This window comes from Aeromicrobium duanguangcaii (assembly GCF_024508295.1).
GTDB classification, from domain to species: Bacteria; Actinomycetota; Actinomycetes; order Propionibacteriales; family Nocardioidaceae; genus Aeromicrobium; species Aeromicrobium duanguangcaii.
On sequence record NZ_CP101990.1, the window covers coordinates 1,972,329 to 1,992,740 of the forward strand.

Annotated in this window: 20 protein-coding genes; 2 read left to right on the forward strand and 18 right to left on the reverse strand. The window is 71.1% G+C overall.

What is annotated here, in order from left to right; all coding sequences use genetic code 11:
• Positions 1-61: 61 nt before the first annotated feature.
• The 12 genes from NP095_RS09695 to NP095_RS09750 are packed head-to-tail and all read right to left on the reverse strand — an operon-like array spanning position 62 to position 11,395.
• The gene (locus NP095_RS09695; RefSeq protein ID WP_256766044.1) at positions 62-1,198 is read right to left on the reverse strand and encodes a TolB-like translocation protein; all 1,137 of its coding nucleotides are present in this window, start codon (positions 1,196-1,198) and stop codon (positions 62-64) included.
• 25 nt (positions 1,199-1,223) lie between these two features.
• Positions 1,224-1,538, reverse strand: a complete 315-nt coding sequence (locus tag NP095_RS09700; protein WP_256766045.1) for a hypothetical protein — start codon at positions 1,536-1,538, stop codon at positions 1,224-1,226.
• 58 nt (positions 1,539-1,596) lie between these two features.
• Positions 1,597-3,345 carry a proline--tRNA ligase gene (locus NP095_RS09705; RefSeq protein ID WP_249378429.1) on the reverse strand — a complete coding sequence of 583 codons (1,749 nt, stop codon included), beginning with the start codon at positions 3,343-3,345 and terminating at the stop codon, positions 1,597-1,599.
• Between the two features lie 50 nt (positions 3,346-3,395).
• Complete coding sequence (locus tag NP095_RS09710) at positions 3,396-3,773, reverse strand: DoxX family protein (RefSeq protein WP_249378430.1); 378 nt, start codon at positions 3,771-3,773, stop codon at positions 3,396-3,398.
• Between the two features lie 39 nt (positions 3,774-3,812).
• Entirely contained in the window at positions 3,813-4,679 is an 867-nt protein-coding gene (locus NP095_RS09715; RefSeq protein ID WP_256766046.1) for a GNAT family N-acetyltransferase, read from the reverse strand.
• A 39-nt stretch (positions 4,680-4,718) separates the two neighbouring features.
• Positions 4,719-5,870 (reverse strand): flavodoxin-dependent (E)-4-hydroxy-3-methylbut-2-enyl-diphosphate synthase, encoded by a 1,152-nt coding sequence (gene ispG, locus NP095_RS09720; protein ID WP_256766047.1) that lies wholly within the window; start codon positions 5,868-5,870, stop codon positions 4,719-4,721.
• Entirely contained in the window at positions 5,867-7,168 is a 1,302-nt protein-coding gene (locus tag NP095_RS09725) for a M50 family metallopeptidase (protein WP_256766048.1), read from the reverse strand. Before NP095_RS09725 ends, ispG begins: the two co-directional genes overlap by 4 nt.
• Complete coding sequence (gene dxr, locus NP095_RS09730; RefSeq protein WP_256766049.1) at positions 7,165-8,385, reverse strand: 1-deoxy-D-xylulose-5-phosphate reductoisomerase; 1,221 nt, start codon at positions 8,383-8,385, stop codon at positions 7,165-7,167. Before dxr ends, NP095_RS09725 begins: the two co-directional genes overlap by 4 nt.
• A gap of 53 nt (positions 8,386-8,438) precedes the next feature.
• On the reverse strand, positions 8,439-8,897 hold the full coding sequence (locus NP095_RS09735; RefSeq protein WP_256766050.1) for an AMP-binding protein: 459 nt from the start codon (positions 8,895-8,897) through the stop codon (positions 8,439-8,441).
• Positions 8,897-9,625: an enoyl-CoA hydratase gene (locus tag NP095_RS09740; protein WP_256766051.1), complete on the reverse strand. Its 729-nt coding sequence runs from the start codon at positions 9,623-9,625 to the stop codon at positions 8,897-8,899. The genes NP095_RS09735 and NP095_RS09740 overlap by 1 nt, the downstream gene beginning before the upstream one ends.
• Positions 9,626-9,668: 43 nt before the next feature.
• Positions 9,669-10,487, reverse strand: a complete 819-nt coding sequence (locus NP095_RS09745; RefSeq protein WP_256766052.1) for an ABC transporter permease — start codon at positions 10,485-10,487, stop codon at positions 9,669-9,671.
• Positions 10,484-11,395 (reverse strand): ABC transporter ATP-binding protein, encoded by a 912-nt coding sequence (locus NP095_RS09750; RefSeq protein WP_256766053.1) that lies wholly within the window; start codon positions 11,393-11,395, stop codon positions 10,484-10,486. The genes NP095_RS09745 and NP095_RS09750 overlap by 4 nt, the downstream gene beginning before the upstream one ends.
• Positions 11,396-11,530: 135 nt before the next feature.
• On the opposite strand from NP095_RS09750, the gene NP095_RS09755 reads away from it, so the two are divergent.
• Positions 11,531-12,685, forward strand: coding sequence for a sensor histidine kinase (locus tag NP095_RS09755; RefSeq protein ID WP_256766144.1), 1,155 nt, complete (start codon positions 11,531-11,533; stop codon positions 12,683-12,685).
• The gene (locus NP095_RS09760; protein ID WP_256766054.1) at positions 12,682-13,332 is read left to right on the forward strand and encodes a response regulator transcription factor; all 651 of its coding nucleotides are present in this window, start codon (positions 12,682-12,684) and stop codon (positions 13,330-13,332) included. Before NP095_RS09755 ends, NP095_RS09760 begins: the two co-directional genes overlap by 4 nt.
• 116 nt (positions 13,333-13,448) lie before the next feature.
• Here the strand turns inward: NP095_RS09760 and rlmN are convergent, their stop codons facing one another.
• From rlmN to frr, 6 genes are read right to left on the reverse strand one after another with little or no spacing between them, the layout of a single operon-like run.
• Entirely contained in the window at positions 13,449-14,594 is a 1,146-nt protein-coding gene (gene rlmN / locus NP095_RS09765) for a 23S rRNA (adenine(2503)-C(2))-methyltransferase RlmN (protein WP_249378440.1), read from the reverse strand.
• Between the two features lie 44 nt (positions 14,595-14,638).
• Positions 14,639-15,631: a zinc-binding metallopeptidase family protein gene (locus NP095_RS09770; protein ID WP_256766055.1), complete on the reverse strand. Its 993-nt coding sequence runs from the start codon at positions 15,629-15,631 to the stop codon at positions 14,639-14,641.
• Positions 15,632-15,681: 50 nt separating this feature from the next.
• Positions 15,682-16,557 (reverse strand): transglutaminase family protein, encoded by an 876-nt coding sequence (locus NP095_RS09775; protein ID WP_256766056.1) that lies wholly within the window; start codon positions 16,555-16,557, stop codon positions 15,682-15,684.
• Entirely contained in the window at positions 16,554-19,028 is a 2,475-nt protein-coding gene (locus NP095_RS09780; RefSeq protein ID WP_256766057.1) for a circularly permuted type 2 ATP-grasp protein, read from the reverse strand. The genes NP095_RS09775 and NP095_RS09780 overlap by 4 nt, the downstream gene beginning before the upstream one ends.
• A 4-nt stretch (positions 19,029-19,032) precedes the next feature.
• Entirely contained in the window at positions 19,033-19,881 is an 849-nt protein-coding gene (locus NP095_RS09785) for a phosphatidate cytidylyltransferase (protein ID WP_249378444.1), read from the reverse strand.
• Positions 19,871-20,392 carry a ribosome recycling factor gene (gene frr / locus NP095_RS09790; RefSeq protein WP_283251675.1) on the reverse strand — a complete coding sequence of 174 codons (522 nt, stop codon included), beginning with the start codon at positions 20,390-20,392 and terminating at the stop codon, positions 19,871-19,873. The genes NP095_RS09785 and frr overlap by 11 nt, the downstream gene beginning before the upstream one ends.
• Positions 20,393-20,412 lie beyond the last annotated feature (20 nt).

Genomic DNA, 20,412 nt, shown 5'->3' on the forward strand with positions numbered 1-20,412 from the left:
TCCTGGGATTCGAGGTGGATACCGCGACACATCTCGTTCCGCCGGAGGCGGAAACGGCGGATCAGTCCACGAACTCGATCACGGGCTCGGTGGGATCGGGGTCCCAGCTGGCGAGGACCGCGAGGAAGTACGAGGTGGTCTGCAGTCCTCTCAGGTTCCGGGGCGCGGGCACCCGCAGCAGCTTCTCGCCGATGACGTCGAACACGTACTGCGTCTGGTCGCCGTCGTCATCGACCGTGAACCGCACCCACCGCCCGTTCGCCTCCAGCCACGCGAACCGGCCCGATGCACCCGTGACCACGAAGCGTCGGTTGCCCGTGTCGATGGTCAGCTCCTGGGGCTCGCCGGCACACGCGACCGTGACGCCCTCGCCGGCGGAGACGCCGCAGTCGGCCCGCAGTCGTGTGCCGTCGATCTCGCCCTCGGCGCCCACCGTGAGGTCCCAGTCCACGACGTGATCCTCGAACGCCACCTTCAGCACATGGCGGGGCGTACTCGCGATCGCGGACAGGTCGCCGAAGACCGCCGTCGCCCCCGGCGCGACGAGCTCGGGCTCACCGGAGCCGTCCGCCGGCACGCGGTACACCGACGTCTGCGCGGGTACCCGACCCAGGTCGTCACCCTCGACCCCGACGAAGTACACGGCCCCGTCGCGCAGGACCGGCGCCACGTCCGGGGCCAGGGCCCTCGATCGGACGAGGCGCCGCTCGGCGCCGGCGTCCATGTCGCGGACGTAGAGGTCACCGCTCGGCCCGATGCCCCGTGACTCGGTCCACGCGATGAGGTCACCGCGAACCACGACCGGACCGATCTGCAGTGCGTTGCTGGGGATGCGGTCGCGCGCCACCGGGCCCTGCCGCCGCGCCCGGTCCGAGAGCACCGTCGTCCGCCCGGTCCGCGGATCACGCGCCACCAGTGCCACGGCGTACGGGTCGTCGTCATGCGCGTCGCGACCGGCACGGTGCGCGTGGCGCACGTAGATCTCGGTGCCGTCCGCGGTCCACCCGGCCAGCGAGGCAGCACGCCCGTCGAGCTCCGTGGGAACCCGGGTGACGACGTCGTAGTCCTCGCCCACGGTCAACACGGGGACGGATTCGTCGAGCGACAGCACGGTCGGGCCCGACGGCTCCGTCGGCACCTCGCTCGTGCATGCGGTCAGAGCCAGGACCAGCGACAGGACGGCGACGGTTCGTCTCACCGGTCCATCCTCCGGACGCTGTCAACTACGACGCCGGCTCGCGCAGCTCCGTCTCCAGGCCCAGTGCCTCGCCGGCAGCGGTCGCCGCGCCGAGAGTCTGTTCGGGGTCATCGACCAGTCCCGCTCCGGCGACGTAGGAGTACTTCACCTTGATCCGCTCGTTGCCACCCGGCCCACCGCACAGGACCTCGCGTCGTGGGAGCACCGTGATCTCGTTCCCGGGCGCACCGGCGCCCAGCAGCTCGCCGGCCGCCAGCTCCAGCTCCGCGAGAGCCTCGTCGGGGGTCGGGCCCGATGCCTCGCGATCATCGGACCCCGAGCAGGCGGTCGACGCGAGCACCAGCGCGATCGTGAGCCCTGCACCGCGCCCGCGCCGCGCCCCCCCGGAGCGGCACCCGTCAGCCCTGCGCGGTCAGCGTGGCGACCAGGTCGCCCACGGCGACGTCACGGCGCTCGCCGGTGGCGCGGTCCTTGACCTCGACGACACCGTCGACCAGACCCTTGCCCACCACGACGATCGTCGGGACGCCGATCAGCTCGGCGTCCTTGAACTTCACGCCGGGCGACATCTTCGGGCGGTCGTCGTACAGCACCTCGAGACCGGCGGCCTCGAGGTCGGCGACGATCGCGTCGGCGCCCTCGAACAGCTCGGGAGCCTTGCCCGCCACGACCAGGTGGATGTCGAACGGCGCGACCTCGCGGGGCCAGACGATGCCGGACTCGTCGTACGAGCCCTCGACCACGGCGGCGACGGCGCGGGAGACGCCGATGCCGTACGAGCCCATCGTGACCGTGACGAGCTTGCCGTTCTCGTCCAGCACCTGCAGGCCGAGTCGCTCGGCGTACTTGCGGCCGAGCTGGAAGATGTGGCCCATCTCCATGCCGCGCGCCAGCTCCAGCGGACCGGAGCCGTCCGGCGCCGGATCACCGGCGCGCACCTCGGCGGCCTCGATCGTGCCGTCGGAGGTGAAGTCGCGACCGGCGACCAGGTCGAAGACGTGCTTGCCGGGCTGGTCGGCGCCGGTGATCCAGCTCGTCCCGTCGACGACCCGCGGGTCGGTCAGGTAGCGGATGCCGGTGGCCTTCTCGGTGCCCAGCACGCCGGGGCCGATGTAGCCCTTGGCCAGGTCCGGGTACGTGGCGAAGGCGGTCTCGTCGAACGCCTCGACCTCCGCCGGGGACACCTGCGCCTCGAGGCGCTTGGCGTCGACCTCGCGGTCGCCGGGCAGGCCGATCGCCAGCGGCTCGGTGGAGCCGTCGGGGTGGCGCAGCATCACGAGCACGTTCTTGAGCGTGTCGGCCGCGGTCCACGGCCGGTCGTCGCGCGGGAACGCCTCGTTGGCGTGGGCGACGAGCGTCTCGATCGTCGGGGTGTCGGGGGTGTCCTCGACGTGCGACGCCGGCAGCCCGTCGAAGGCGATCGGGTCGGGCACGACGGTCGTGACGGCCTCGACATTGGCCGCGTAGCCGCCGGGCGAGCGCACGAAGGTGTCCTCCCCGTTCTCGGAGACGACCAGGAACTCCTCGCTGGCCGAGCCGCCCATGGCGCCCGAGTCGGCCTGGACGATCGCGTACTCGAACCCGAGTCGGTCGAACACGCGGATGTAGGCCGCGCGGTGCGCCTGGTAGGCGGCCTCCAGGCCCTCGTCCGTCACGTCGAAGGAGTACGAGTCCTTCATGATGAACTCGCGGCCGCGCAGGATGCCCGCGCGCGGACGCGCCTCGTCGCGGTACTTCGTCTGGATCTGGTAGAGGATCGCGGGCAGGTCCTTGTAGGAGCCGTACAGGTCCTTCACCAGCAGCGTGAACATCTCCTCGTGCGTCGGGCCGAGCAGCATGTCGTTGCCGCGACGGTCCTTCAGCCGGAAGAGGTTGTCGCCGTACTCGGTCCAGCGATCGGTCGCCTCGTAGGGATCGCGCGGCAGCAGGGCGGGGAACCGCACCTCCTGGCCGCCGATGGCGCCCATCTCCTCACGGACGATCGCCTCGACCTTGGCCAGCACGCGCAGGCCCAGCGGCAACCACGAGTAGATGCCGGGGGCGACGCGACGCACGTAGCCGGCGCGGACGAGCAGCTTGTGGCTCGGCACCTCGGCATCAGCGGGATCGTCGCGCAGGGTACGGAGGAACAGCTGGCTCATGCGCATACGACGAGGTTATCCGTCCGAGCCGGGAACCCGGCGGGCACCCGACCCGTTCAGGATGCGCTGGAGCGAGCGAGGTTGAGTGCCGCGCGGATCAGCGGCCACTGCAACGGCAGGCGGGCCAGGACCCCCGCCTTGTACGCCGGCGAGGCGCGGCGGCTGCCGACGACGTCGACGGCCATCTGCACGTTGGCGGGGAACACGGCCGCGAGCAGGCCGGCGGACGCGAGCGCGCCGACCCGGCGGGTGCGGGGCGCGACGACCGCCGCCGCACACACCAGCTCGGCGACGCCGGACGCCAGCACCAGGTCACGATGGCGCGGCAGGAACCTCGGCACGATCCGCTCGAACGTCTGGGGCCGGACGAGGTGGACGACCCCCGAGACGGCGAACGGAACGACGACGAGCGCCAGGTCGGTGCGACGGGGCATGGCGGACTGCTTTCGGGAGGGCGGTGAGGACAACGGGCGTCAGAGCAGGATCGAGGCGAACGTCTCGACCTCGCGGAAGCCCACGCGCTCGTACGCGCGTCGGGCGGGCGTGTTGTGCTCGTTGACGTAGAGCGTGACCGACGAGGCGATGGAGCGGCGCACCTGGCGGACGACCGACGCGAGCGCCGGGGCGGCGACGCCGGTCCCCCGCAGCTCCGGATGCACCCAGACGCCCTGCAGCTGGCAGCCGGCGTCGGTCGCGGCGCCGACCTCGGTCTTGAACAGCACCGTGCCGTCCTCGATGATCGCGTAGGACCAGCCCATCGACACCAGTTGAGTCACCCGGGCGCGGTACCCGTGCGGTGAGCCGACCGACTCCGGGTGGACGCCCACCTCCTCGGTGAACATCGCGACGCAGGCGGGATACAGGTCGTCGACCTGGTCCAGCCGCACGGGCTTGACCCGGGGGTCCAGCGGGACGTCACTGTCGTGCTTGAGCACCATGAACGGCTGCGACGGCCGGGGCGACCGCGCGGGGCCCCACTCGCCCTTGACCAGGTCCCACAGCGGCAGCACCGAGGCGGCAGGACCGACCAGCGAGCTGGGCTTGTGCCCATGGGAGAGCAACCGCGCGCCGAACGCCTCGACCGCCGCGGGCGTGGCCTGCGCCGGGACGACGTTCGCGCCCACGTGCAGCAGCGAGATCGCCTCGCCGTCCTCGAAGTAGCCCCACAACTCGGCGCCGAACCAGCGACGGTCCAGCCGGGTGGAGTCGACGCGATGTCGCACGAACATGTCGATCAACGGCTCGCGGTCGAGCACGTCGTGGACGATCTCCAGGTCGGCGCGTCCCAACGGCCTCACATAGGACGACGTCGTGGCTGACTGGTCGCAGACCTCGGTCATGCCCCGAGAGTACCCGCGGAAGCGTCGAATGACCGGCCGTCAGGAGACGGAGACCGACGCGCCGCCGCCCTCGACCGGCTCCATCGTCTCGGCGATCCGCATCGCCTCTTCGATCAGGGTCTCGACGATCTGGCTCTCGGGCACGGTCTTGATGACCTCGCCCTTGACGAAGATCTGTCCCTTGCCGTTGCCGGACGCGACGCCCAGATCGGCCTCGCGCGCCTCGCCGGGGCCGTTGACGACACAGCCCATGACGGCCACGCGCAGCGGGACCTCCATGCCCTCGAGCCCTGCCGTGACCTGCTCGGCCAGCGTGTAGACGTCGACCTGGGCGCGGCCGCAGGAGGGGCAGGAGACGATCTCGAGCTTGCGCGGACGCAGGTTCAGCGACTGCAGGATCTGGATGCCGACCTTGACCTCCTCGACCGGAGGAGCCGAGAGGGAGACGCGGATCGTGTCGCCGATGCCCTTGCTGAGCAGCGCGCCGAACGCCGTGGCGCTCTTGATGGTGCCCTGGAAGGCCGGCCCGGCCTCGGTGACGCCGAGGTGCAGTGGCCAGTCGCCCCGCTCGGAGAGCATCTCGTAGGCGCGGACCATGACGACGGGGTCGTTGTGCTTGACCGAGATCTTGAAGTCGTGGAAGTCGTGCTCCTCGAACAGCGAGGCCTCCCAGACGGCCGACTCGACCAGCGCCTCGGGCGTGGCCTTGCCGTACTTCTCGAGCAGGCGCTTGTCGAGCGAGCCGGCGTTGACGCCGATGCGCAGCGAGACGCCGGCGTCCTTGGCCGCCTTGGCGATCGCGCCGACCTGGTCGTCGAACTTGCGGATGTTGCCCGGGTTGACGCGCACGGCGGCGCACCCGGCGTCGATCGCGGCGAAGACGTACTTGGGCTGGAAGTGGATGTCGGCGATCACCGGGATCTGCGACTTGCGCGCGATCGCCGGCAGGGCCTCGGCGTCGTCCTGGCTGGGGCACGCGACGCGCACGATGTCACAGCCGGCGGCGGTCAGCTCGGCGATCTGCTGCAGCGTGGAGTTGATGTCCGAGGTCAGCGTCGTGGTCATCGACTGGACGGAGATCGGGGCGTCGCCACCGACGTCGATCGAGCCCACCTTGATCTTGCGCGTGGGGCGTCGGGGAGCCAGCACCGGCGGCGGCGCCTCGGGCATGCCGAGGTCGACCCCGCTCATGAGAGCCTCACCGGATTGACGATGTCCGCATAGATCAGAACCACACCCATGACTATAAGGACGAGCCCAACCACATAGGCGACCGGCAGCATCTTGGCGACGTCCACGAAGCCCGGGTCCGGCTTGCCCCGCAGGCGGGCGAACGTGCGCCGCAGCTGTTCCCACAGGGCCCCCGCGATGTGCCCGCCGTCGAGGGGCAGCAACGGGATGAGGTTGAACAGCCACAGGAAGAGGTTGAGGCTCGCCAGCAGGCTGATGATGCGCTGCGCGCGCTCGTCCCAGCCGGGGTCGTTGTACGTGACGAGCTCGCCGGCGACTCGGCTGGCGCCCACGACGCTGACGGGACCGTCGGACTCGCGCTCGCCGCCCAGCGCGGCCTTCACGACGCCCACCATGCGCACCGGCAGGTTCACCAGCGCCTTCGCGGTGGCGCCGATCATCTCGCCCATCTGGTCGACGACGAAGACCGGTCCCTGACGCTCGGTCACGAACTCCGGCGAGACGCCCAGGAAGCCCACGTTCTCGACCCGCTCGGGGTCGTCGACGGAGGCACGCGCCAGCACCGAGGTGTTGACGGTGACCTGGGTGGCCGCGCCGTTGCGCTCGTAGCCGATCGTGGCCTCGCGGTCGCCGTTGCGGCGGATCAGCGAGGTCAGCTCGTCCCAGTCGTCGATCCGCTCGCCGTTGAAGGTCGTCAGGACGTCGCCGGGCTCGAGACCGGCTTGGCGCGCCGGCGTGATCGGGTCCTCGGCCGTGCAGGCCCGGCCCGCCTCGGCGTCGGTGATGGCGCAGTCGGAGACCTGGGCGACGGTCGTCGTCGGGGTCGGCACGCCGAACGCCATGAAGGAGATCGCGAACAGGACGGTGGCGATGAGCAGGTTCACCGTCGGGCCGCCGGCCATGACGATGACCTTCTGCCACCACGGCTTGCGGTAGAACAGGCGGTCCTCGTCCTCGGGGTCGACGTCCATGTACTCGGCGGCCCGCGCGTCGGTGGCCATCTGGGTGAACAGGCCGGTGTCGGACGAGCGCACCACCAGGTGCCCGTCACGGTCGCGCTCCTCACGCTCGGGCGGGAGCATCCCGACGAGCTTGACGAAGCCGCCGAGCGGGATGGCCTTGAGGCCGTACTCGGTCTCGCCGCGCTTGAACGACCAGACGGTGCGGCCGAAGCCGACGAAGAACTGGGTGACCTTGACGCCGAACTTCTTGGCCGGCCACATGTGCCCGACCTCGTGCAGGGCGATCGACAGGGCGACGCCGACGAGGAAGACGATGACTCCGAAGGCGTACATCATCGGCTGCTCACCTCGGACCGGGCGGCGACGACGGCGCGGGCGCGCTCACGGGCGACCATGTCGGCCTCGAGGACCCGAGCGACCGTGAGGTCACCGGTCCCCCAGTCGGGGTCGGCCAGGTGCTCGTCCACGATCTCGGCGACGGTGTCGACGATCCCGAGGAAGTCCAGGTCACCGGCGACGAAGGCGTCGACGCAGACCTCGTTCGCGGCGTTGAACACGGCCGGCGCGGTGCGCCCGAAGGCGCCGGCGCGACGGGCGACGCGGATCGCGGGGAACGCGTCCTCGTCGAGCGGGAAGAACTCCCAGGCAGTCGCCGAGGTCCAGTCGCACGGGGCGACGGCGCCGGGGACACGGCGGGGCCAGGACAGGCCGAGGGCGATGGGGAGCTTCATGTCGGGCGGGGAGGCCTGCGCCATCGTGGAGCCGTCCACGAACTCGACCATCGAGTGCACGACGGACGTGGGGTGCACCACCACGTCGATCCGCTCGTACTCGATGCCGAACAGCAGATGGGCCTCGATGACCTCGAGCCCCTTGTTCACGAGGGTGGCCGAGTTGATCGTGATGACCGGACCCATGTCCCAGGTGGGGTGGGCCGCAGCCTGCTCGGGGGTCACGTCGCGCAGGTCCTCGCGCGTGCGGCCGCGGAACGGGCCGCCGCTGGCGGTCAGGACGAGACGGCGCACGTCGTCGATCTCCTCGCCGCGCAGGGCCTGGGCGAGGGCGGAGTGCTCGGAGTCGACCGGGACGAGCTGTCCGGGCTTGGCGGCGTCCAGGACCAGCGAGCCGCCCATGATGAGCGACTCCTTGTTGGCCAGGGCCAGCGTGGCGCCGGACTCCAGCGCCGCCAGCGTCGGCAGCAGGCCGACAGCGCCGGTCATGCCGTTCAGCACGGTGTCGGCGGGGATGCGGGCCGCCTCGACGGCGGCGTCGGGACCAGCCAGCAGCCGGGGCAGGCGGTACTCCCCCGCGGACCAGCCGCGGCGCTGGGCCTGCGCGTAGAGGGCCAGCTGCACGTCCTGCGCGGCGGTGGCATTGGCGACCGCCACGACCTCGACGTCGAACTCCAGGGCCTGGGAGGCCAGCGTCGACGGATCGGCGCCACCGGCGGCGATCGCGACGACGTCGAACCGGTCCGGATGGGCGCGCACCACGTCGAGCGCCTGCGTGCCGATCGAGCCGGTGGATCCCAGGACGACCACGCGCGAACTCATGGAGTCCATTGTGGCACCGCCGTCCGAGGGGCGGACCCGGCCCGAGAAGGTGCTCAGGTCAGGGTGCCGCCATGCAGCAGGGTCGCCAGTACGTCGCCGTACTGACGCTCCATCCGCTCGCCGTAGTCGCCCTCGTCGTGGACCGCCGCCGCGGCCGGGTCGACGCGACCGGCGCGCAGGACCAGGTCGAGCTCGTACTCCTCGCCGCCGGCGCTGATCACCGCCGGATCACCGGTGATCGTGAAGGACGCCTGCGGGTCGGGCTCGGCGCCGAGCCGGACGATCGCGAGCACACCGACCACCCAGACGTGACGGTCGGGCACGTCGAGGTGCACCGACGCTCCGGCACGCAGCCCGAGCTCACGCAGCCCGCCGGCCAGCGAGGCCGACTCGTGCAGCAGCTGGGCGTACGACAGCGTGCCGGCGGCAGTGACCAGGGCGGAGTCGTCGGCGCGGCCCTGGATCACATGGAGGTCCAGCGCCCGGAAGGCGATGCTCTGCGGTCGTGCCATCAGTGTCCCCTGAAGATCGGCTCGCGCTTCTCGGCGCGGGCGGTGGCAGCTTCCTTAACGTCCTCGCTGGCCCAGACGTCGGCGAAGCTCTGTGCGATCCGCTCGTCGTCGGCGGTCGTGCCGTTGAGCACGAGCTTGTTGTGGGCCAGTGTGAGCGGCGCCAGGCGGGCGATCTCGTGCGCCCAGGCGATCGCGTCGTCGAGCGTGCCAGGGCGGTCGGCGAGACCGCAGGACAGGGCCTCGTCGCGGTCGATCGTGTCGGCCGCCAGCATGACGCGACGGGCCCGGCCGCTGCCGGCGAGCTCGGCGAGGGTGCGGATGGTCCACGCGTCCACGGCCATGCCGTTGCGCGCGGTGGGGACGGCGAAGCGCGCCCGCTCGTCCACGACCCGCAGGTCGCACGCGATGGCGAGCTGGGTGCCCGCGCCGATCGCCGGCCCGTTGACCGCCGCGATGACGGGCACCGGCAGTCGGGTCAGCCCGTGGAGCATCTCGTAGAGCGCCGTGATGAACGCGTCGCCGTAGACGCCGTCGAGGTCGGCGCCCGCGCAGAACGCGGTGCCCTCCCCCGTCACCACGATGGCCCGGGCGCCGGACTCCACGGCGTCGGCCGCGGCCGCGTGCAGCGCCTGGCACAGCTCCAGGTTCAGGGCGTTGCGTCGATCAGGTCGCCGCAGCGTCAGCAGCACGACGTCGCCGTCGCGCGCGGTGGTCAGCAGGTCGGACATGCGATCCAACCTAGCGACCGACCACCGCGCGGACGGCGATGCCTCACTTGACCTCGGTGCTCCGCACCCGCAGGAAGCCGAGCGTGCCGGGGATGACGATCCACAGGACGATCGTGACGGCCATCCGCAGGTAGTCGATCGGACCCACGTCGATGGGGTCGCCGAGGAACGTCGTCCCCTCACGCACCATCATCACGGCGTAGTCGATCTGGATCCACGGCAGCAGGTCCCGCGCCCAGCCGAACAGCGCCAGCAGGACCGGGTAGACCATGAACGGCAGGATGAGCGCGGCCACGTAGAACACCGCGATCGCCGCCGGGGTGTTGAGCAGCAGCAGGGCCAGCGCGAACGCCATCCAGAAGAACAGCAGCTGCTGGAAGACGGTCCACGCCAGGTCGCTGACGGGCACATTCCAGACGACCTCGTTGGGCGTGATGACGCCGTAGAGGACGTTGCCCAGCACGCCGAACGCGATCGCGATCACCATGGTCGCCAGCGCCAGCAGGGACACGGCCACGAACTTCGCCAGGACGACCCTCGTGCGGTTCGGCTGGAGCGTGAAGGTCGTCAGGTGCGTGCGCTGGCTCCACTCGCTGCTGACGATCAAGATGGCGAAGACCGGCAGCAGGATCGACACCGGCAACGCCATGACCTCGGCGAATCCGCCGGCGGTGATGGTGCTGTCGGAGTTGAGGCCCAACACCAGCAGGGTGAGCCCCATCGCCAGGAGGATGAAGATCCCCGTCAGGGCGAACAGCCAGACACCGCCGCGGGTGTCGATCATCTTGCGCAGCTCGACGCGGACCTCGCGGCCGAACGGGATCGCCGGGCGGGAGAGGTCGATGGTGGTGGTCGTGCTCATGCCTGAGCTCCTTCGGTGGAGATGACGTCGCGCTGGTCCTCGGCGGTGAGCTGCAGGAACATCGCCTCGAGGCCTGCGCCCTCGGCCTGCCGCAGCTCGATGAGCGGCACCCCGGCGGCTGCGGCGGCGAGCCCGACCTGCTCGGGAGTCGCGGTGGAGGTGATCGCGTCGGATGCCTCGACGGCCTCGAGGCCGGCGGTCTTGAGCGCCTGGACGAGCGCCACGCGGTCGCGTGCCACGACGCGCGTTCCCGCGGTCGTGAGCAGCTCGTCCTTCGTGCCCCTGGAGACGATCCGGCCGTGGCCGATGACGATGAGGTCGTCGGCGATGATCTGGATCTCGTGCAGCAGGTGTGACGACAGCATCACGGTCCCGCCGCGGTTGGCGTACTCGCGCAGCAGCTGGCGCATCCAGTGGATGCCCGCCGGGTCGAGGCCGTTGGCGGGCTCGTCGAGGATGAGCACCTGCGGGTCACCCAGCAGCGCGTGGGCGATGCCCAGGCGCTGGCGCATGCCCAGCGAGTAGTTGCGCACCCGACGCTTGGACTCCTTGGGCGTGAGGCCCACCAGGGCGAGCATCTCGTCGACGCGCTCGCTGGGCAGGCCCATCGTGATCGCGCCGATCGTCAGGACCTCCCGGCCGGTGCGGCCGCCGTGCTGGGCGGAGGCGTCGAGCAGGACGCCGACCTGGCTGGCGGGGTTGGGGATGTCGGCGTACGCGACGCCACCGATGGTGGCGGTGCCGGCCGAGGGGCGGGTCAGCCCGGTGATCATCCGCATCGCGGTGGACTTGCCGGCGCCGTTCGGGCCGAGGAAGCCGGTGACGCGACCGGGCTGGCACACGAACGAGACGTCGTCCACGGCCCGGAAGTCGCCGTACGACTTCGAAAGATTCTTGACTTCGATCATGACTCCACCCTGCCTGATCGGACGGACGTCCGGCAGCCACCGACACGCTCGAAGTGCTGGCCGAAAGTAGGGGGTCGCGATGCCGAACGCTCGAGGCGGTCCCGGCGCCGGCCCGCCTATCCTGAGGCGGTGACGATGCCCGCGCCCCCGATCTCGCGGTGGGGCCACACCTGGCGGATCGCCCTGGTGCTGGGCATCTCGGGCCTCGCGTGGGGTCCCCTGGCCGAGTACCAGTGGGATCGCGCGCGCTGGTGGTTCTGGCTGGACCTGGCCGTCGGCGTCCTGAGCTTCGTCGCGATCTTCTGGCGGCGGCGGTTCCCCGTCGCGGTCGCGCTGACCACGAACATCGCGGCCGGCTTCTTCCTCAGCGCGGGCGGCCCGGCGACGATCTCCCTCTTCTCGCTGTCCACCAGGCGACGCTGGCGCGAGATCCTCCCGGTCAGCGCCGCCGGCTTCGCGTCGGGCGCGGCCTTCATCCTCTTCGCCGACCCCACGGCACCAAGCCGCGATTTCATCCTGGTCGACCTCGCGCTGCTCACGACGATCGTCGCGATCACGGTCGGCTGGGGCATGTACGCGGGGTCGCGGCGCGAGCTGCTGGCCACGTTGCGCGACCGGGCCGAGACCGCCGAGTCCGAGCAGGCGGCGCGCATCGCGCAGGCCAGGATCGCCGAGCGCGCGCAGATCGCCCGCGAGATGCACGACGTCCTCGCCCACCGGATCTCCATCGTGACGATGCACGCCGGCGCGCTGTCGTACCGCGACGACCTGTCCGCCGACGAGGTCAAGGCCACGGCGGCCACGATCGAGCAGAGCTCGAGACTGGCGTTGGTCGAGCTGCGCGAGGTGCTGGGCGTCCTGCGCGAGGGAGCCGGCGATGCCGAGCCGGAGCCGCCGCAGCCGACCGCGGCGGCGATCGCCGACCTGGTCCAGCGCTTCCGCGACGCCGGGATGAACCTCGTCGTGGACGTGTCGGTCGACCCCGCGTCCATCCCGGCGCCGATCGGCCGCACGGCCTACCGCGTCGTCCAGGAAGGGCTCACCAACGCGGCCAAGCACGCCCCGCGCACGCGGGTCGAGCTGACGATGTCCGGCGGGCCCGAGACCGGACTCACGATCGAGGTCACGAACCGGATCCCGGCGGGGCAGCGGACCACGGCGTCGCCGCCCGAGTCGGGACTGGGCCTCATCGGTCTGACGGAGCGCGCGCAGCTGGCCGGCGGCGGGTTGCACCGCTCGACCACCACCGATCGGCACGTCCTGAGGGTGTGGCTACCGTGGGCGGCGTGATTCGCGTCCTCGTCACCGACGACGACCCGCTCGTGCGCGCGGGCCTGAGCCTCATGCTCGGGGGCGCCGCGGCGCTGGAGGTCGTGGCCGAGGCCGCCGACGGGCGCGAGGCCGTGGCCGCCGTCCGCGAGCAGCCGGTGGACGTGGTCCTCATGGACCTGCGCATGCCGGTCATGGACGGCATCGAGGCGACCCGGGCCATCGTGGCCGCCCCCGAGGCCCCCAAGGTGCTGGTGCTGACCACGTTCGACGCGGACGACTACGTCGTCCGGGCTCTGTCCGCGGGCGCCGCGGGCTTCCTGCTGAAGGACACTCCCCCGCCGCAGATCGTCGACGCGATCCGGAAGGTCGCCGGCGGTGAGCCGATGCTCTCGCCCACCGTCACCGAGAACCTCATCCGCCGCGTCACCGCCGACTCGACCGACACCCGGCGCACCGGCGCGGCACGACTCGTCGACACCCTCAGCGAGCGTGAGCTGGAGGTCGCCCAGGCCATCGGTCAGGGCCGCTCCAACGCCGAGATCGCCGCCGAGCTGTTCATGAGCGTCGCCACCGTCAAGGCTCACATCTCGCGCATCTTCACCAAGCTCGACGCCGGCAACCGTGTGCAGGTCGCGATCACCATGCACGAGGCCGGGCGGCTGTAGTCGCCCGACTTTTGGCATCGCACCGTCCCCCTGCCCGACTTTTGGAACGCGTTTCACCCTTCCCGCCGGGAGAAGGGTGAAACGCGTTCCAAAAGTTCCGCGGGATGTGGCCGGTACTACTCGGCGGCGGCGAGCTGGCCGCAGGCGCCGTCGATGTCGGAGCCGCGGGTGTCGCGGACCGTCGTCGGGATGCCCTTGGCCTCGAGCCGGCGGACGAACTCGCGCTCGTCCTCGCGGCGCGAGGCGGTCCACATCGAGCCGGGCGTGGGGTTCAGCGGGATCAGGTTGACGTGGACCCAGCCCCAGTCGCCGTAGGAGTTCAGCACGTCGCCCAGCAGGTCGGCACGCCAGGCCTGGTCGTTGATGTCGCGCATCATCGCGTACTCGATCGAGACGCGGCGCTTCGTGGTCTTCGCGTAGTTCCACGCCGCGGCGACGGTCTCGGCGACGCTCGAGCGGTTGTTGATCGGGACCAGCTCGTTGCGCAGCTCGTCGTCCGGCGCGTGCAGGCTCAGCGCGAGGGTCACCGGGATGCCCTCCTCCGCGAGCTGGAGCATCCGCGGGACCAGACCGACGGTCGACACCGTGATGTTGCGCGCACTCAGGCCCAGGCCGTCGGGGGCGGGCGCGACCATGCGGCGGACGGCGCCGATCACGGCCTTGTAGTTGGCCATCGGCTCGCCCATGCCCATGAACACGACGTTCGAGAGGCGGCCGGGGCCGCCGGGGACGGCACCGGAGGCCATCTGGTGGGCGGCGTCGACGACCTGGTCCATGATCTCGGCCGTGCTCATGTTGCGCTGCAGGCCGCCCTGGCCCGTGGCGCAGAAGGGGCAGGCCATGCCGCAGCCGGCCTGGCTCGAGACGCAGATCGTGGCGCGGTCGGGGTAGCGCATCAGGACGGACTCGACCAGCGCGTTGTCGAACAGACGCCACAGCGTCTTGCGGGTCGTGCCCTTGTCGGCCTCGAGCACGCGCACCTGGTTCAGCAGCGGCGGCAGCAGGGCGCCCACGATCGCGTCGCGCTCCTTCGCCGGCAGGTCGGTCATCTGCTCGGGATCGCGCTCGAAGCGCGCGAAATAGTGGTGCGCGACCTGCTTGACCCGGAACGGCTTGAGACCCAGCTCCTCGGCGGCGGCCTTGCGCTCGTCCCCCGAGAGGTCCGCCAGGTGCCGAGGCGGCTTGCCACGCCCCCGGGGCGGCGCCATCACGAGAGGCAGCGGCTTGGGGTTGACTTCCGCCACATCGACCTCGTTCGCCATGACTCCAGTCTCCCAGACCGCCCCCACTCAGGACGAATCCGCGATCAGGCGACGTGGTACCGCGGCGACAGGGACGCGACGAACTCGAGCTTCTCGAGCACGGGCGCCGCGATCACGAACGGGTACAGCGGCTCCTTGCCCATCGAGCGGTTGATCTGGTTGAGCGCGACCGACAGCGGGATCCAGACCCCGGCGACGAGGTCGCGGAACGACCGGAACGCGCTGGCGTCGACCGTGGTCAGGCCGAGCGACTGGGCGGTGTCGATCGTGTCGGCGATGTGCAGGAAGTGCGCGAACGTCTCGGCGAAGTCCTCGAAGGGATGCATCGTGGCGTAGGCGCTGATGTAGCGGTCACGCCAGCCCGGCGGCGGCCCGGCGGCGTAGTGCCGGTCGAGCGCCTCGCCGTAGTCCTGCCGCTCGTCGCCGAACAGCTCGCGTGCCCGGCTCAACCGCTCACCGCGGACCAGCAGCGCCTCGTAGTAGTGGCCGGTCTCGTGACGGAAGTGGCCCAACAGCGTGCGGTACGGCTCGGCGAGATCACGGCGCAGGCGTTCGCGGTGCACGCTGTCGCCCTCGGCCAGGTCGATCGTGACGATGCCGTTCTGGTGTCCCGTCGTGACCGGCACGTTGGCGCTGGAGAGCAGGTCGAACGCCAGCCCGGCCTCGGGATCCTGGGCGCGCGTGACGATCGGCAGCTCGAGGGCGTCGAGCTCGACGATGAGGCGTCGCTTCGCCGACTCGGCCGCGGGAAACGCCTTCATCCCCGCGGCGTCCGAGTCGGCCGGACGGGTACGGGTCAGCGCGCAGTTGAAGCACAGCGTGCCCTGGACCGGCGTGAGCCAGGTGCACGCCGCCAGCTCGCGGTTGCGGCACAGCCACCACTCGCGGCCCTCGGCGTCGACGTAGCGCCCGTCGTCGTCGACCGGGACGATCGCCTTCTCCTCGCGGGAGAACCCGAGGGTCGACCCGCACGAGACACACGTGGTGTTCTCGAAGTAGAGGGCATTGCCACAATGACGACACTCGAATGCACGCACGCCCCCACCTTCGCGGTCCCCGACGGCGTCTGCCAGTCCGGGGGCGTAGATCACACCAGCGGCGCGACGTCGACCTGGACGTCGAGGGTGGAGGACTTCGCGTCGGTGTAGATGATGCCCTTGACCGGCGGCACGTCCTTGTAGTCCCGACCCCACGCCACCGTGACGTACCGGTCGTTGACCCACTGGTCGTTCGTGGGGTCGAGCGCCAGCCACGTGCCGTCCGGCAGCCACACGGCCGCCCAGGCGTGCGAGGCGTCGGCACCGACGATCCGCTCGCGCCCCGGAGGCGGTGTCGTGGCCAGGTAGCCACTGACGTACCCGACGGCCAGCCCGTGCGAGCGCAGGCAGGCCAGCGTCAGATGGGCGAAGTCCTGGCACACCCCGGCGCGCTGGGCGAAGACGTCGTCGATCCGGCTGGTGACCGTGGTCGCGTTCTTGTCGTACGTGAAGTCTGCGTGGATCCGGTGCATCAGGTCGGTGACCGCCTCACCGACGGGCCGCCCCGGGAGGAGCGACGCCGCGGCGTAGTCCCGGGCCTGCTCGGTCTGGTCGACGAGGGTCGACGGCAGGCTGAGGTCGACGGCTCGCCAGGCCTGATCGACGTCGGGCCGTTCGGCCGGGCGTGCGTGCTCCCACGGTGCGGCCAGGGCGGCCGGACTGTGGACCGGGAGGCTGACGTCGACCTCGCTCGTGGCGTCGACCACGAGGGTGCGGTGCGGGCTGGTCACCTGGAAGTACGTGACGGTGTTGCCGTAGTAGTCGGTGCTGCGGCTCGTGTCGGCGGGCGTGGGCTCGATCCGCACGTCGACCGACTCGACCTGCTGGTACGCCGAGCTGCGCGGCACCACGTACGCGATGCCGTAGCTGTTCGACACGTTCTCGTCGTACGTGTAGGTGGTCCGGTGCCACACGCGGTACCTCATGCGTCCGTCCCGCCCGTCGAGAAGCCCAGGGACCGCGGCGTGGGGCCGGTGGCGAAGTGCACCTCGGCGACGGCGTCCGAGAGCCGCATGAGGTGCTGCGCCGTCGACTGGGCGAACCTCACGAAGTTGGGCCGGGTCTCGCCGTCCAGCGCCATCAGCGCGCCGATGTCGAGCCGGTCCAGCTCGGCCAGGAGATCGTCGACCAGCCGCTCGGGTCGGGTCGAGCCGCTCGAGTCGGGCAGCGTGGCCAGGGATGCGTCGATGGCCAGCAGGTTGAAGCGCAGCGAGCGCGGGTTCGTCTCGTCCAGGAGCAGCAGGTCCAGCACGGACGCGGCGCGCACGACGCCACGGTGACGGCGCCGATGCGTGACGGCACTCTCGGCGATCTGCAGCACGGCGTGGTGGACCTCGCGGTCGACGTCGAGGCCGCGGCGCACCGACAGCGTCGGGCCGATGAGGCGACACAGCTGGAGGCTGCGCTCGATGCCGCGGCCGATCTCCATGAGGTGCCAGCCCTCGTCGCGGACCATGTTCCCGGTCACGCCGTGCAGGGCGAGGATGTCGGTGAGCATCCGGCCGGCGCTCTCGCCGATCTGCCATCCGTGCGGGTTCGTCTCGAGCAGTGCCCGGGCGCGATCCATCGCGCCGAAGACGCGGAAGAGGTCCGGCGAGACCTGGTCGCGCACGCTCTGGGCGATCTCCTTGAGCCGCATGACCGTCTGGCCGACCGATCCCGATCGCTGGGCGTCCAGCAGCAGGGACCTGAGGTCTCCCTCGAAGTTGGCGGGGTCGAACGAGGACGGGCTCAGCGACCGCATCACCCCGGCGACGACGGCCAGGGTGCGTCCGCCGCTGGAGTGCGGGCGGCCCTGGAAGTCCTCGGCCAGTTCGTGCGTGGCGATCGCGAGGCGCAGCAGGTCCTCGACGCGCTCGGCGTAGCGGCCCAGCCAGAACAGGTCGTCGAGCACGCGCGGCACGGGGGTGACGGGCGCGCGGGCGTGCGTGACCGGCAGGACGTCCGCGAGGCCCTGGTCGGGCTCGTCGGGCGAGCCCTTCAGCACCCACACGTCCTTGCTGACCTCGATCTGATCCGCGGACGTGCCGACCGGGGCCGCCGTGGCGAGCCCGCCGATCATCGGCCGGTAGCTGGAGCCGTGGCGCAGCGTGAAGGCGCGCAGGGTCAGCGCATGGGGCTCGAGGCGCCCCTGGTCGAGCGTCGGCGAGACGGAGACGCCCACGCGCTCCTGGCCCACGTAGCGATACGGCTCGGCCACGATGGCCTCGACCAGGCGCTCGCGCGACAGCGGCTCGACGTCGAACGGCGGGTCGATCCGCCGGACGGCCAGCTCGTCGAGCCGGTCCAGCAGCTGGTCGCGACCCTCCGGAGTGCCCGCCCACACAGTCGGGACGCCGGGCAGGCGCAACGGCTCGTCGAGCAGCTGCTCGCACATCTCGGACATGAACGGCAGCAGGGCCGCGTTCTCGACGACTCCCGAGCCGAGGCCGTTGATGACGGTCACCGTCCCCCGGCGCACCGCCTCGGTCAGGCCGGTGACGCCCAGCTGGGACTCGCCGCGCAGCTCCAGCGGGTCGCTCCACTCCGCGTCCACACGACGCAGGATCACGTCGACACGCTCCAGCCGGCCCAGCACCCGCATCCAGACCGCGCCGTCGCGGGCCACGAGGTCCGTCCCCTCGACCAGCGGGAAGCCGAGGGTCGAGGCGATGAAGGCCTGGTCGTAGGCCGTCTCGGACGTGGGCCCGGGCGACAGGACGACGACGCGCGGGTTCTCGACCGTCGAGGGCGCGGCCTGCATGAGCGACACGCGCAGCACCTGGAAGAACGGGGCCAGCCGGTGCAACCCGGCCTCGCGGTACGCGACCGGCAGCACGCGCGAGAGCACGCGGCGGTTCTCCATCGCGAAGCCGATTCCCGACGGCGCCTGCGCACGGTCAGCGAGGACCTGCCACTCCCCCGCCGGTGTCCGGCCCAGGTCGGTGCCGGTGATCACGAGCTGACGCTGGTGTCCCGCCGTCGCCCGCGCGACGGAGCGCAGGAAGCCGCTGTGACCGAAGACGACGGCGGGCGGCAGCGTCCCGCGCGAGAGCAGCTCCTGCGGGCCGTAGAGGTCGACGAGGATCGCGTTGAGCAGCTCGGCGCGCTGGGCCAGGCCCTTCTCGAGCGTCGCCCACTCGTCGGCCGCGATGACCAGCGGAACGGGATCGAGTCGCCAGGACCGCTGCTCGCCGCCCAGCGGCGTGTAGACGACGCCCTCGTCCGACAGCAGCCGAGCGATCTCGTCGCCGGCCCGGGTGAGCTCCGGCAGGGTCACGTCGACGGCCTCGGCCGCCAGTCGCTTCCAGGCGGCACGCAGCGTGCCGTCGGGACTGGCGACCTCGTCGTAGGGGGCGGCCGACTGGCCCAGCGTCGGCTGGATCACCGAGGCGGCGTAGTCGCGCAGGACGGTCATGGCCTCAGACCAGCAGGTACATCACCAGGTACGCGACGGGCGCGACGGCGATGAGCGAGTCGAGCCGGTCCATGAGTCCGCCGTGGCCGGGGAGCAGGTCGCCCATGTCCTTGATGCCGATGTCGCGCTTGATGAGCGACTCGCACAGGTCCCCCAGGGTCGCGAAGCAGACACCCGCGATGCCCAGCACCAGACCGGCCCACCACGGTCCCTCGAGCGCGTAGACGACGATCAGGATGCCCGCGACGACGCTGGCCACCATGGACCCGGCGAAGCCCTCCCAGGACTTCTTCGGCGAGATGGTCGGAGCCATCGGGTGCTTGCCGAAGAGGACGCCGGCCGCGTAGCCGCCGATGTCGGAGGCGATCGTGACCAGGATGAACGCCACGACCCGCCAGGCGCCGTCGTCGGCGGTCAGCATCCGCAGGACGAACGTGCCCATGAGGAACAGGTACGACAGCAGGAAGATGCCCGCGGTCGCGTCGCGGACGAAGCCCTCGCTGCCGGAGCGCAGGCGCCAGGCCATCGTCGCGATGACGGTCAGCGCCATCACCGCGGCGGCGACGTCCATCTCGAAGTAGTAGCCGACGACGAGCATCGTGATGCCACCGGCCAGCACGGGCGGCAGCGGCACACGGATGCCCGCCGTGGCGAACGCCCGCGAGATCTCGAACGCCGCGACGACCAGCGCCACGATGACGACGATGCCGAACAGGTCCTTGACCAGGAACAACGACAACAACACGACGACGACGAGGCTGACGCCGACGGCGATGGCGGCCGGCAGGTCCCGTCCGGCCCGGCCGGTCTTCTTCTGAGCGGCCGGATCCGGTGTCGGGACGTCAGACGTCAAGGAGCTCTGCTTCCTTGGACTTCAGGGCCTCGTCGATGATGTCGACGTGCTTCTTCGTCAGCGCGTCGAGACGCTTCTCGGCGCCGGTGACGTCGTCCTTGCTGATCTCGGAGTCCTTCTCGGCCTTGTCGAGAGCCTGCTTGGCGCTGCGACGCACACCGCGCACGGCGATGCGGCCGTCCTCGGCCTTCGAGCGCGCCAGCTTGATGTACTCCTTGCGGCGCTCCTGCGTCAGCTCGGGCAGCGTCACGCGCAGCACCTTGCCGTCGTCGGACGGGTTCACACCCAGGTCGGAGTCGCGGATGGCCTTCTCGATGGCGGACTTCGCGCCCAGGTCGTAGGGCGCGATGATCACGGTGCGCGCCTCCGGGACCTGGAAGCTGGCCAGCTGCTGCAGCGGCGTGGGCGTGCCGTAGTAGTCCGCGGTGATCTGGGCGAACATCGCCGGGTGGGCGCGGCCGGTCCGGATACCCTCGAACTCGTCGCGAGTGTGCTCGACCGCCTTCTTCATCCGGGTCTCGGCATCGCGCA